Consider the following 15,103-nt stretch of genomic DNA (forward strand, 5'->3'; position numbering starts at 1 on the left):
TGTTTTCTTATACATATTTCATCATATTTTACTAATTCTCTATCCAGTCAATCAAATCACTTGTTGTCATATTCATCCAGTAACCGCCAATCCTCACTAATTTGCCATCTTTGTAGATATGTAGTCTAGGATAGCCTGTCACTCCCTGACTGATTGTAAGCTCCTCATCATTATCTACATCAACCTGTGTAAACTTAAATGTCGGTCTAAGTCTCGCTGCTTCTTTGTAAAGAGGCTCTAAAAGCTTGCAGTAACCACACCATTTTGCACTGAAGTCTACAATGACTATCCCTTTTTCCTGAAGCACTTCTTTATCAAAGTTATCTCCGGTAACTGTTATAACCTTACCAAAGGCTCCGACACTCTTCTTTGCGATAATTAACTTAAGTGTTTTGCTGACCTTTTTGTTGGCTGATAAAGTAAGCTTAAGATTCACTTTACCGCTCTTTAGCGCCTTAACCTTGTATACCTTTCCTGACTTTTTGATTTTGAGTTTTTTACTATCCTTTGTACTGATCTTAAAGCCTTTATTCTTGCTTGAAGTAGTTACAGTTACAGTTATGTCATCACTTTCACCTGTTCCTACGGTAATCTCATCTCCAACATTAAGTTTAGCCTTAGACTGTGAAAGCACAATGCCGTCCGCCTTAGCGCCAGCCTTAATGTCTGCCTTAGTGTCAGCCTGTGTAAGCTCTGTCTTAGCAGTAAATATCAAGCTGCCCGCAAGAGCCCCTAACATAAGTGATTTTAAAATTTTGTTTGTCATAATTTCTCCTTTATTTGTTATTCATATTTCCAGTATCTTTTTTTACCAAGAGCTTCTCTGTACAAGCCTCTTTCACAACTACATCTTTAGTCTAAAGCCGCCATTACAGATATTTTCTTCAAGTTAGATTTCATATTAACTCTAGTCACTCGATTGCATTAAATATATCGGTATATTTTGCAATATCCCAAGTATACCCTATTATTCACCAAAAGTCTAATGCAGATTTTCCACATTAGACTTTTAGCGTAAACTTTGTTAATTACTTTTCTTGCAAGATTTATTTGTATTCGATTACAGTGTTATACCTTGCCATACTGTCCATATTGAAGGTAAGCTTGTCACCCTTCTGTGTGAACTTAACCTTCTGGAGCTTATTTGTCCCATCAATGTAGTACACATTCTTAACCGGCTTCTTGCCCGCAACTGTAGTAGTTACCTTGAAGTTGCCGTATGCTAGAGGTGAAAGCTCAACTCTGTACATATTTACTGTATCTACGTCAAGTACAAGGTACTTCTTGCCCTTAAGCTCTGGTACCTTCACGTCCTTAAGTACTCTTGAAGAAAGTGCATACTCACCGTTGCCGAATCTAAAGCCTGTTACCTTGGTTGTGCCATCAGAGCTTACCAAAGTAGTGTCATTCTTATGAGCCTGCTTCTTGTTAATGAGGTAAAGTGCCTGTACGCTTCCACAGCTTAAGTGGTTAAATACATACTTCTTTGCACCGAATTCTGACTTATCCTTTACTGTAAGCGGAAAGGCATCTATAGCGTAGTTGCCCTTTACTACTTCCATAACATAGTTAGTATCCTCAAGAAGTGAAAGGTCTACCCAGCCATCTACTACCTTAGCTTCAAATGTCTCTCTAGGAGAAATGAACTTAAGTGTTACATTGTTAACCTTCTTCTTGTTATTGCCAAGTACATATACAGGAAGCTTGTAAGGCACTCTGTTAGCCATTTTTTCATCTGTCAACGCTTTTTCACGCTTATTAAGCTTAAATCCCTTGAATTCACCGTATGGAGCCTTGCTTGTAATAAGCTTCTTACCATCATTGCTAAGAGTTACGTAAGCATTTTTCATGCTGTATTCTTTATCTAAGGCTGAAATGATGTAGTCATTTCCAACTATTAACTTAAGTCCTGAAAGTTTGCCGTCCTTTGAAAGAACAACCTTCTCAACCTTCTGCTTTGTAGCATTGTATATCTCAAACTTAACAGGCTTCTTAAATGTAGCTGACTTAAACTGAACAGGAATGTCCTTAACATCTGCCCTCTTTGTATTGTAGATAATCTTATAGTCTTTGAGGCTGTACTTCGCACCTGTAGCACATTCATCAGTGTCAAGAGCAGGACCTACAGGAATCTTACCATCTAGTCTTATAAGCTCAACATAATGGCTTGTCACAACTCCTTCCAGATTATCAGGGTTCTTGTATCCCTTAAGCAAAGCCACATACTTTCCTTCTTTATTGAGTACGAATCTGAATACAGTCTTATCTTTTAGCTTGTAGAGAGGATTCTTATCAAGTTTCATTTCATACCATACACCAGCTTCTCCATTAAGTGAAAGTAAACCATCATTGGTACTATATATCAGTGTTGATTTGTTATTATCCAGTCTTACAAGCCTAAAAGGAAGCACTCCCTGTGGCTGATATCCATGGTCACTTATTATAAGGTTCATTAAGCAGGAAGTAGACACAGGAAGCTTGGAAGGCTTACCGTCTGTCTTCTTAATGACAATCTTTGAAATCTCTTCCTCAGGTGCTTCAATACCTTCATCATAATCATACTTTAGGAGAACTCCGCCTTCATAACGAGCATATACTCTAAGAAGCTTCTTACTCTTGTAAGCACCAACAACTTCATAGTTATTATAGTCAGCATTAGTCACATCAAAGCCAAGCTTATACTGCTCATCTGCCTTAAGTACGATTCCTGATATCTTACCGTCCTTAACTTTATAGTGTGCAGGCTCAGCCCAAATGTCTTTCATACGGAAGTTATCTAAGGTAACACCGTCAGGAACCTTGGTACCATCTTCAAATACCACTTCGATATCAGCAACCTTTACATCCTTACCATGAGGAATTCTCTTGCCTTTTACTGCTGTACCTGTAGCCTCACCGAGCGCTGTCTTGTCGTCTGCAATGTCTTTCAATTCTCCATCATTCTGATTTACTACCGGTATCACAGGAATAGAATAAGATGGCACTTCAGGTTTTATATTGTCTTCAGGCTTTTTGCCGTCATCCGGTTTCTTGCCATCTTCCGGTTTCTTCTCATCTTCTGGTGTCTTGCCGTCTTCTGGCTTCTTACCGTCTTCCGGTTTCTTGCCGTCTTCCGGTTTCTTGCCGTCTTCCGGTTTCTTGCCGTCTTCCGGTTTCTTTTCGTCTACTTTTTCAAGTTCGATATAATAATTAGTCAAAAGAGCTTTACCATCGTCGGCATCTGTATAACCCTTAAGCACAGGCATATAATGACCTGCTTTATTTAGCATAAATCTGAACTCAATTTTATCCTTTAGCTTATAAAGAGGATTCTCATCAAGTAACAACTCGTAGTCAACATCTCCCTCACAGTTAAGAGAAAGTTCTCCATTTTCTGAGCTAGTTACAGTTTTCGACTTACCGTTATCCTTTCTTAAAAGTCTGAAAGGAAGTTTCTCATTCAGCTGAGAACCATTATATCTTACAGTAAGTATTGCAATACTGGATTTAGATTTAGGAGGTTCTGAAGGCTTTCCACCTGTTTTCTTAATAACTATCTTAGGGAGTTCTTCTTCTGGCGCTTCAATACCCTGATCGATATCATACTTTAAGAGTACTCCACCTTCATAACGTGCATAAACTCTCATAAGTTTCTTACTATTATATGCACCAACGACTTCGTAGTTATTGTAGTCAGCATTTGAAGTATCAAAGCCAAGCTTATATTGCTCGTCAGATTTCATAACAATTCCCGAAATCTTACCGTCTTTTACCTTATAATGCCCAGGCTCTGCCCAAATATCTTTCATACGGAAGTTGTCTAAAACAATACCATCTGGAGCATTGGTACCATCCTCAAACACTACCGCAATATCAGCAACATTTACATCTTTTCCAGCCTCAATCCTATCCCCTTTTTTATTGCCATTTGAATCACTTTTCTTCCCTTTACCCGAGTGCACTACGAGTTTCTTTATCTCGATACCTAGCGAAACACCTTTTTTTAAATCAAATTCAATGAGCTTATCGCCTATAATCTGGAATACTATTTCTCCTTTTTTCTCTTCTCCATCATTTACCGAAATCTTTGCCCTTCTATCTACATATTTTTTATTTCGTTCGCTAAACATGATGAGATATAACCCTTTATCTTTTAGAGGAATGCCACTTGCATCATTTCCAATCTCAATCTTCCCATTTTTTACAGGGACATAATTATCATAATCATCATCATCGGAGCCAGCAAAAACATTAAAATATTCATCCTGCATCCCTTCAACAGTTAAAACAAATTTCTTTTCTGTGGTCTCAGCAAGTAATCTGCGATTACCAACCACATTTCCACTAAGTGTCCCTGCACTTACAGGGGATAATGTCGTACTTACAGCAAGTGTAAATGCCATAAACCCAACGAATAACATTCTTTTTCTTCTCATTACCATCTTCTCCTTATATACAATTACTTTCTATCAACAACATGTAGGGACAATGTACTATCCGCTATTAGAAATTGGCCAGTTTTATAAAAGAGGATTGACCATTAGTCCCTACATGACGTTTTATTGCTTGACACCAGCTCTTTAATACTTATATTACAGTTTAGTCTTTATAATACTCAACTTTTATGTTTTGTACATTTTATTTGTACTCAATTACATTGTCATACATGGTCATGCTCTTCATGTTGAATGTGAGTTTATCACCCTTCTTAGTAAACTTAACCTTGTGAAGTTTCTTCTTGGCATCAAGATAATAAACATTCTTAACTACTTTATCTCCGGCTAGAGTTGTTGTAATCTTGAAATTACCAACTGCTAGAGGAGAAAGTTCTACACGATACATATTTATAGTATCCACATCAATTACTTCATACTTCTTACCCTTAAGCTCAGGTACCTTAACATTCTTGAGCACCCTTGCAGAAAGCACATACTCGCCTTTACCAAATCTAAATCCCCTAACACTAGTTGATTCATCTCCACTCACAAGTACAGTATCATTTTTGTGTGCATCCTTCTTATTTATTAAGTAGAGAGCCTGTACTCTTCCGCTATTTAAGTGATTTAATACAAGCTTTTTAGTACCATATTCAGGCTTACTCTTTATAGTCAAAGGAATTGAGTCTATAGTATAATTACCCTTTTCAACTCCAACAACATAATTTGTATCCTCAAGGAGATTTAGGCTTACCAAACCATTTTTAACCTTTGCAGTTACTGTCTCCCTTGGTGAAACAAACTTAAGAACTACACCTTCCTTAATCTTTGATTTAGCATTTTCTATCGAATATACAGGAAGCTTACAGTCAACCCTGTTTGCAAGATTTTCATCCTTAAGCATATTCTTACGTTTTGTAAGAATCAAGTCATTAAGTTCACCGTCTGCAGTTCTGCCCTTTATTATTAGCTTGCCCTCATTACTTACAGTCACATAAGCCTTCTTCATGCCATATTCTTTATCGAGCACGGAAATAATGTAGTCATTCCCTTTAATCAGCTTAAGCCCTGTGAGTTTACCATCTTCAGCTCTAACAATCTTTTCAACTCTCTGCTTTGACGTGTTGTAAATCTCAAACTTAATATCTTTCATAAGAACTTTTGATTTAACCTTAAGAGTAAGTGTTTTATCTGTAGTCGTCTTTGTATTAAAGACCGACTTAAAATCCTTTAATGAATACTTTTGTCCGTTAGTATTTACTCCACGGTCTAATGACTTCTGGCTTACAGGAATTTTCCCGTCCAGTCTTTCGAGTTCAATATAATGGCAGGTTAAACGCCCCTCCAAATCATCAGGATTAGTATAACCATTAAGCACTGGTTGATAGTCGCCCTTGCTATCCTTCATAAATCTAAATATAAGTTTATCTTTTAACTTATATACAGGATTGTTATCAAGCTTAATCTCATAATCAACTCCAGCATCGCCTTCAAAAGAAAGAAGTCCGTTCTTAGAACTGAATACTGGGGTAGACTTACCGTTATCCTTATTTACAAGTCTGAATGACAGCACGTTTTGTGGCTGATAACCATGGTCACTTAAGGTAAGTTTTACTGAATATGATTTAGATTTTTTTTGCTCTGAAGGCTTTACATCAGTCTTCTTAATAACCAGCCTTGAAATTTCGTTTTCAGGTGCTTCAACGCCCTTCACATTATCAAACTTTAATAGTACTCCTCCTTCATAACGTGCATAAACATCAAGAAACTTTTTGCTATTATCCGCACCAACAATTTCATAATTATTATAATCAGCATTTGTGGCATCAAATCCTAATTTATACTGTTTATCAGCCTTCAGCACAATTCCGGAAATCTTACCGTTGTTAACCATATAATGTACCGGTTTGGCATTGATATCACTAACAAGGAAGTTATCAATTGTTACACCATCAGGAACCTTAGTGCCATCCTCAAACATAACCTCAATATCTGAAATCTTTACATCCTTGCCAGGTGCAATCCTCTTACGCTTTATCGCCACACCCGAAGCTGCACCAAGAGCAGTTTCATCATCTGTAATATTTTCTGTTGTTGAATCTTGTGGTCCTGCTGGAACAACTAATGGATCTCCAGCTTTCTTTTCTAAAGTGATTTTTGAAAATGGAATACTTTTGTCTTCATAATTGTAAACGCCTTTCATAACATAAGCATTGCCACCTTCATCTACAAATACATTTATAAAATCATTGCTTTCATCGGCACCAACCACCTTAAAAAGTTTTGAATTAGATGAATCCTTCGCAAAACCTATCGAACACATTGTATTGGCATTTATTGTCATATTTGGAGTAATCTTACCGTCCTTTACCTTGGGGGTGCCACTTCTTACATCGTTCTCACCCTTATCTGGCATAATATCTATAGTTACACCATCTTCAACCTTACTTCCATCAGAATAAACTACATCAAATTCAGGAAGTTCAACGCTCTCATAAGACTTTAAATGTACCACAATTTTTTTAATCTCATTACCAAGAGACATCTTTTTTTCTTTGTCATATTCAATAAACTTACCGTCTATAAGCTGAAAGCCTATTGCGTCTTTTCTCTCATTCTTGTCATTAACAGATAAAGTTGTCTTTGCACCTATATATTTATTATTATCCCAACTAGGCCAAATATAATATACTCCTCCATTTTTAAGAAAATGGCCATTTTCATCGGGTCCAATTACTATCTGTCCATTTTCTACAGGCACATCTTGATCGTATGTATCTTCCGGCACTGTTGTTTGATTAAAAACTTCGAGCCACTCACTCGACATACCTTCAACAGGTAAAACAAATTCCATATCTGCTTTATCTGCAAGCACCCTCCTGTTTTCTATCATTTTCCCACTAAACGCCCCCGCACTTACGGGAACCGTTGCAGTACTTATGACAACTGCAAATGCCACAACCCCAGCAACTAAAACCTTTGACCTTCTCATCTCTCGCATCCTCCTCGTTATAAATAATGTGATGGTTACGTATCTAATCAAGGAAATATGGTGATAGTATCTCCATTGGATTAAATAAGTGATATTTTTGTTTATTTAACTAAAATATTTGATTTGGTGATTCTTGTCTTAATTTGTTTGAGGGTAACTGTCTCAGAACACAATTAAGAAGAATAAAGAAAATATTAATAGATATTTTCTATAAATCGGTTTATTTATAGCTTTTTTGTCTATATTGCTTTATTTCCTTACTTTGTTATACTCTTTTTTGTACATTTTGTCAATTAATATACAACAAAAAAATCCTGTAATCCACTTTATAGCAGACTACAGGACTATACCTAAATCAATTTCTGTACACTATTTTCCAATTTGACCCCAATACAAATTGCACTACATTTAATGTGAACCATCTGTGATTTCTTATCGAAGTTCTATCCAGTCAAGCAAATCCCACACTGTCATATCCGTCCAGTAGCCACCTTCCCTAACCAATTTACCATTTTTATAGAGATGTAACGTAGGAAAGCCTTCTATTCCTTGCTTTTTAACAAGCTCTCGGTCTTCATCACCATCAACCTTGGTGAACTTATATATCTGCCTGATTTTAGCTGCCTCTTTGTAAATAGGATCCAAAAACTGACAGTAACCACACCACTTAGTAGTGAAATCAACAATTACAATCCCTTTTGCCTGAAGCACTTCTTTATCAAAGTTCTTTGCGGTAATCTTTATCACTTCACCAAAATCAGCAACACTCTTCTTCCTGATATTTAGCTTGAGAGTTTTGCAGACCTTTTTGTTGGCTGATAAAGTTAGCTTAAGATTTGCTTTGCCACTCTTTATAGCTTTTACCTTAAAAACTTTTCCTGACTTTTTAATCTTAACTTTGTTACCATCCTTAGTGCTAATTTTAAATTCTTTGTTCTTGTTAGAAGTGTATACATTTACAGTAATGTCATCACTTTCACTTGTACCTATCGTAATCTCATTTCCTATGGTCATTTTGACCTTTGACTTAGAAATCACAATACTATCTGTCTTTGTATCAGCTACAACCATCTCAGGCTTAGCTGTAAGTACTAAGACTCCTGCAAGTGCCCCCAGAATAAGTGATTTAATAATTTGCTTTCCCATAATCCTTCCTTTATTCGTATTTCCAGTATCCTTTTTTTACCAAGACCTTCTCTGTCCAAGCCTTTTTTACAACAACTTCTTTTGTCTCTATTCTTTGCTCCGCAAAGCTATGTTTGCCGTTTCAAGGCTTTGGGCGGTGCGCCTGCCAATCCTCATCTGAGTAGAACACCTGACCGCACTGGCATACCCAGTAGACAGTTATTTCCTGCTTTGTTACAGCAGGATGCTTGACTGTCTTGTATACTGCAGGGACCCAGATTTTCTTTTTGGCAGGTTTATTACCCGACTTGTTCTCATTTCCTTTTTCGGTTTTTTTACCCTTTTGCTTGTTCTTATCTTTATTTTTCTTATTGTTATCCGATTTATTATCTTTTTTGCTGTCTTTCTTATTTTCTTTCTTGTTATCTTTCTTGTCGCCTTTCTTGTTGTCTTGATTAGTGTCTTGTTTATTATTTTCTTTACTGTCTTCTTTATTGTTTTCTTTGCTCTTTCCCTTAATGTCTATTTCCTTTTTAAGCTCGTTTTCAGGCTTGATTGCTTCCTCTGTCTTTTGCCTACCAAGGCCTTTAATCTTACAGCCTGATTCACCTACTTTATCTTCAGCTGCAAGTGCTACCTCTGTAACCGCATTCTGATTTACTTCAAGCTTAACGAGCTTGCCGTCCTTCTCTATAATACGCACCTTGGAACTCTCACCGTCTTTAAGCTTGTATGCAGGATGCCCACCACAGCCTGTTGCCACAAAGACCGAGCCTGAGAGGATGAACGCTGCTATTACAGACATTTTCTTCAAGTTAGATTTCATATTATCTCCTAGCCATTGCATTTCCCTAAATATATTTACATTTATATACCATTCACCAAATATAATTTGTTACTTCAAGTACCAAAGCATAAGTATCTAATTGAGTCTTGATTGCACGATAATTACCATCTTTTGGCTACAATATCTTTATGATTCGCCAAAAGTCTAATGCAGATGCTCTACATTAGACTTTTAGCTTAAACTTTTCTTTTAATTACTTTACTTGCAAGATTTATTTGTATTCAATTACTGTGTTATACCTTGCCATGCTGTTCATATTGAAGGTAAGCTTGTCGCCCTTCTGTGTGAACTTAACCTTCTGAAGCTTATTGGCTCCATCAATGTAGTACACATTCTTAACTGGCTTCTTGCCGGCAACTGTAGTAGTTACCTTGAAATTGCCGTATGCAAGTGGAGAAAGCTCAACTCTATACATATTTACAGTGTCTACATCAAGTACAAGGTAGTTCTTGCCCTTAAGCTCAGGTACCTTAACATTCTTAAGTACTCTTGAAGAAAGAGCATACTCACCATTGCCAAATCTAAAGCCTGTTACCTTGGTTGTGCCGTCAGAGCTTACCAAAGTAGTATCGTTCTTGTGAGCCTGCTTCTTGTTAATGAGGTAAAGTGCCTGAACACTTCCACAGCTTAAGTGGTTAAATACATACTTCTTTGCGCCGAATTCTGACTTATCCTTCACTGTAAGCGGGAAGGCATCTATAGCGTAGTTGCCCTTTACTACTTCCATAACATAGTTGGTATCTTCAAGAAGTGAAAGATCTACCCATCCATCTACTACCTTAGCTTCAAATGTCTCTCTAGGAGAGATGAACTTAAGTGTTACATTGTTTACCTTCTTCTTGTTATTGCCAAGTACATATACAGGAAGCTTGTAAGGCACTCTGTTCGCCAGCTTTTCATCTGTCAACGCTTTCTCACGCTTTACAAGCTTAAATCCCTTGAATTCTCCGTATGGAGCCTTGCTTGTAATAAGCTTCTTACCGTCGTTACTGATAGTTACGTAAGCATTCTTCATGCTGTATTCTTTATCTAAGGCTGAAATGATGTAGTCATTTCCAACTATTAGCTTAAGTCCTGAAAGCTTGCCATCCTTTGAAAGAACAACCTTCTCAACCTTCTGCTTTGTAGCATTGTAAACTTCAAACTTAACCGGCTTCTTAAATGCAGAAGACTTAAACTGTACAGGTATATCCTTAACTAATGCCCTCTTTGTATTGTAGATAATCTTGTAGTCTTTGAGGCTGTACTTCGCACCTGTAGCACATTCATCAGTGTCAAGAGCAGGACCTACAGGAATCTTGCCATCAAGTCTTACAAGGTCTACATAATGGCTTGTCACAACTCCTTCCAGATTATCAGGGTTCTTGTACCCCTTAAGTAAAGCCACATACTTTCCTTCTTTATTGAGTACAAATCTAAAGACAGTCTTATCTTTTAGCTTGTAGAGAGGATTCTTATCAAGTTTCATCTCATACCATACACCAGCTTCTCCATTAAGGGAGAGAATTCCGTCTTTACTGCTATACACTAATGTCGATTTTTTATTATCCAGTCTTACAAGTCTGAAAGGAAGTACGCCCTGTGGCTGATAGCCATGGTCGCTAAGTATAAGGTTCATTAAGCAGGAAGTAGATACAGGAAGCTTGGAAGGCTTGCCATCCGTCTTCTTAATTACAATCTTTGAAATCTCTTTCTCTGGTGCTTCTATGCCCTCATCATAATCATACTTTAAGAGTACGCCGCCTTCATAACGAGCATATACTCTAAGAAGCTTCTTACTCTTGTAAGCACCGACAACTTCATAGTTATTATAGTCAGCATTGGTTACATCAAATCCAAGCTTATACTGCTCATCTGCCTTAAGTACTATTCCTGATATCTTACCGTCTTTCACTTTATAGTGTGCAGGCTCAGCCCAGATGTCCTTCATACGGAAGTTGTCTAAGGTAACACCGTCATGAACCTTAGTGCCATCCTCAAATACAACAGCTATATCAGCAACCTTTACATCCTTACCCGGTGCAATTCTCTTGCCTTTTACTGCTGCTCCTGATGACTCACCAAGAGCAGTCTTGTCATCTGAAATGTCCTTAAGCTCTTCTACTGGCTGTACGCCAATAGCTACAACAGGGCCTGTGTAAAGAGGGGCTTCAGTCTTCTTTTCAATTGTAATTTTGTTAAATGGCTTTGTCTTATCCTCAAAGTTAAAAATGCCATTCATGATGTATGCCTTACCGTTTTCGTCTACGAAAGTATTTACAGTAGTTATATCATCATAATTTGATTCAATTATTTTAACAAGCTTAGAATTTACAGTATCTTTTGCAATTCCTACTGCACATAAAATATTTGATTTAAGCTTGAAATCAGGCTTAATCTTACCATCTTTTACTCTTACTACCTTGCTTTCCCCACCTTCACTTTTATCAGCCATGATATTGATAGCTACGCCATCTTCTACCTTACTTCCATCAGTGTATACAACATCAAATTCAGGAAAATCAACTGGTGTCTTAGTATACTCTTTAGCGCTTCTAATAACTACTCTGTCAATAATATTTTTGGTTAAAGATACATTGTCATTATCCCACTCAACAAGCTGTCCATTAACCAGCTTAAAACTTAAACTACCCTTCTGCTTAGTTCCACCAAGAACACTAAAATTATATTTATTTGATGTATAAACACTGTTCTCTTCTATTGAACCATCATCTTTCCACCATTCTTGAAGGTCAAAAATATAGACCAAGTTATCTGCACTATATGATGCTAAATCTTCCTTATAATTATCATCCATATCATTAGGAACTATTTTGTTATTTATGGTAGGCAAATTAACCTGCCCATTAGTAACAGGTATCATAGTTTCAAACACATTGCCTAGGGACTTATTGTCTTTAGTGATTGCAACTATTGTAAAGTGTAATCTTTCACTGTCCATACCATATACAGGTAAGCTAATCTCTGATTTTTCCGTGGCAGCTACATAACGTCCTACCCCACTACCTGTAATTACTCCTGCTTTTACAGGAACCACTGCTGAACTAATTGCAAGTGACATAGCCATAACTCCGGCTAATAGAACTTTTGTCCTTCTCATCTCTTTGATTCTCCTCATCGTGAATAAAATTAATAAAAGTTGCTACTTAAACGATTACTTAGAGCAGACTGATTATACCCATAATATTATTCAAGATTTAATTTTGCTGAGTTGGCCGGAAACAGCTGATTAATGAATTCTCAAGCAAATACCATAGATATAACTTATCTTCAATGTGAATTGATTAAGTATAATCAATCATTGTTTTATAGATTTTTCCTATAAATGATATTAATTATAGTTTTTATCTATATTGTCTGATTAATCCTTATTTTTTATACTATTTTTTATATATTTTGTCAAGGAGTATTTAATAAAACTATAAATAATTAACCCTTATTGTTAATGGAGATTTAATATAAATTACAGAAATTATTGTTAAATTAATAAGAGACCAAAAGAGAAAGCTAAATATACACAATTTGCAATCGCGGTAATATAATCTATTAATATGTTACTCCAAGTTTCGTTTTCCTAAACGCGAAATCTTTTGCGGTTTATGATATTGCCTCTTCACTCTTCGGTCTCTCAGAAAGATTATTTTTCCAAAACAATTACTTACTCATATCTTTACTTTAGGCATTTTCCCCACTTTACATAGCCGTCAAATCAACCAAATGCTTCTTAAGTTCTATAATCTCATCTCTAAGCTTGGCAGCCAGTTCGAAGTTCAGCTCAACTGCTGCCTGATTCATCTTCTTGGTAAGTTCCTTGATAACAGCCTTAAGCTCAGTCTCGCTCATAGATTCAGCATCCTTTATTATCTTGGAGCTGTCTTCCTCAACCTTCTTAGATATGCTGATAAGGTCACGAACCTTCTTCTTTATCGTCTGAGGAATGATTCCATGCTCCTCATTGTACTTCATCTGGATGGCACGTCTTCTCTCTGTCTCCGTAATAGCCCTGTTCATAGAGCAGGTGATTGTATCTGCATACATTATTACGTGGCCATCGGCATTTCTTGCAGCCCTGCCTATGGTCTGGATTAGGGAAGTTTCCGAACGAAGGAAGCCCTCCTTGTCTGCATCAAGGATTGCTACCAGAGTAATCTCAGGTATATCAAGTCCCTCCCTTAAGAGGTTGATACCAACCAGTACATCAAAGACATCAAGTCTCATATCCCTTATAATCTCTGACCTTTCGAGGGTATCTATGTCGGAGTGCAGATATCTTACCCTTATACCAGCCTCCCTCATATAGTCGGTGAGATCTTCTGCCATCTTCTTGGTAAGGGTGGTTACAAGAACCTTATTTTTCTTCTCAGTTTCCTTTTTTACCTCGCTTATCAAGTCGTCAATCTGCCCCGCTGTAGGTCTTACACTGATTTCCGGATCCACAAGTCCTGTCGGCCTTATTATCTGCTCAGTCCTAAGAAGCTCATGCTTTGCCTCATATTCTGAAGGAGTTGCAGATACGAAGAGCATACGGTCTATTTTATTTTCAAATTCGGTAAAATTAAGAGGTCTGTTGTCAAGGGCTGAAGGTAGTCTGAAGCCATAGTCTACAAGCGTGGTCTTCCTCGAACGGTCTCCTGCATACATTCCCCCTATCTGAGGAATCGTGATATGTGACTCATCCACTATAATGAGGAATTCGTCTGGAAAATAGTCGATAAGGGTAAAAGGCATACTGCCCGGCGGTCTTCCCGAAAGAGGGCCTGAGTAGTTCTCTATACCGGAGCAAAATCCTGTTTCCCTCATCATTTCTATGTCAAAATTAGTTCTTTCTTTGATACGCTGTGCCTCTATCAGCTTATCCTCACTCTTAAAATACTTTACTCTGAGGTCAAGTTCATCTTCAAGTTTGGCAAGGGCTTCCTTCATTTTTTCAGGGGCAACTACATAGTGGGAAGCTGGGAAGACTACCACATGGGAGAGTTCTGCAAGTGCAGTTCCTGTAAGGACATCAACCTCTGATATCCTGTCTATCTCATCGCCAAAAAACTCAAGCCTGATGGCTCTGTCTGTGGACGCTACAGGGAATATTTCAACAATATCGCCTCGGATTCTAAAGGTACCACGCTTAAAATCCATATCATTTCTGGTGTACTGGATGTCCACTAGCCTCTTTACAACCTCTTCCATATCCTTAACCTGCCCCGGTCGCACGGAAAGAGTCATATCCTCGTAGTCGATAGGGTCTCCGAGTCCGTATATACAGCTCACACTTGAAACCACAACAACATCTTTTCTCTCAGATAGTGCAGCTGTAGCGGAGTGGCGAAGCTTGTCTATCTCATCATTTATGGCGGAATCCTTTTCTATATAGGTGTCAGATGAAGGCACGTATGCCTCAGGCTGATAATAGTCGTAGTACGACACAAAGTATTCTACTGCGTTCTCAGGGAAGAATTCCTTGAACTCACCGTAGAGCTGAGCCGCCAAGGTTTTGTTGTGTGAAATGACAAGGGTGGGCAGGTTAAGTTTGGCTATGACATTTGCCATCGTAAATGTCTTGCCTGAACCCGTAACCCCAAGTAAAGTCTGGAACTGGTTGCCTTCCTTAAAGCCTTTAACAAGCTCTTCTATTGCCTGTGGCTGGTCTCCTGTAGGGGCGTATTCGCTATGTAAAATGAAGTGATCCATGGTTTATTCTCCTAAAAGTCACTAAATGGGCTGATTTTA

At 37.6% G+C, this 15,103-nt stretch carries 7 protein-coding genes; all 7 read right to left on the bottom strand.

The window, feature by feature from the left end:
- Window positions 1–31: 31 nt before the first annotated feature.
- A complete protein-coding gene (locus JJN12_RS08880) occupies window positions 32–766 on the bottom strand; it encodes a thioredoxin family protein (RefSeq protein WP_236013751.1) in 735 nt (244 codons plus the stop codon).
- Window positions 767–1,046: 280 nt separating this feature from the next.
- Window positions 1,047–4,415 carry a hypothetical protein gene (locus JJN12_RS08885; RefSeq protein WP_208429346.1) on the bottom strand — a complete coding sequence of 1,123 codons (3,369 nt, stop codon included), beginning with the start codon at window positions 4,413–4,415 and terminating at the stop codon, window positions 1,047–1,049.
- Window positions 4,416–4,617: 202 nt separating this feature from the next.
- The gene (locus tag JJN12_RS08890; RefSeq protein ID WP_208429347.1) at window positions 4,618–7,407 is read right to left on the bottom strand and encodes a hypothetical protein; all 2,790 of its coding nucleotides are present in this window, start codon (window positions 7,405–7,407) and stop codon (window positions 4,618–4,620) included.
- Window positions 7,408–7,839: 432 nt separating this feature from the next.
- On the bottom strand, window positions 7,840–8,553 hold the full coding sequence (locus tag JJN12_RS08895; RefSeq protein WP_208429348.1) for a thioredoxin family protein: 714 nt from the start codon (window positions 8,551–8,553) through the stop codon (window positions 7,840–7,842).
- Between the two features lie 121 nt (window positions 8,554–8,674).
- The gene (locus JJN12_RS08900) at window positions 8,675–9,358 is read right to left on the bottom strand and encodes a hypothetical protein (RefSeq protein ID WP_208429349.1); all 684 of its coding nucleotides are present in this window, start codon (window positions 9,356–9,358) and stop codon (window positions 8,675–8,677) included.
- 232 nt (window positions 9,359–9,590) lie between these two features.
- Complete coding sequence (locus JJN12_RS08905) at window positions 9,591–12,479, bottom strand: hypothetical protein (RefSeq protein ID WP_208429350.1); 2,889 nt, start codon at window positions 12,477–12,479, stop codon at window positions 9,591–9,593.
- Window positions 12,480–13,072: 593 nt separating this feature from the next.
- Window positions 13,073–15,064, bottom strand: coding sequence for an excinuclease ABC subunit UvrB (gene uvrB, locus JJN12_RS08910; protein ID WP_208429351.1), 1,992 nt, complete (start codon window positions 15,062–15,064; stop codon window positions 13,073–13,075).
- Window positions 15,065–15,103: the final 39 nt, after the last annotated feature.

The sequence above is a fragment of the Catonella massiliensis genome, from assembly GCF_016651435.1.
In the GTDB taxonomy this organism is placed as follows: Bacteria; Bacillota; Clostridia; order Lachnospirales; family Lachnospiraceae; genus Catonella; species Catonella massiliensis.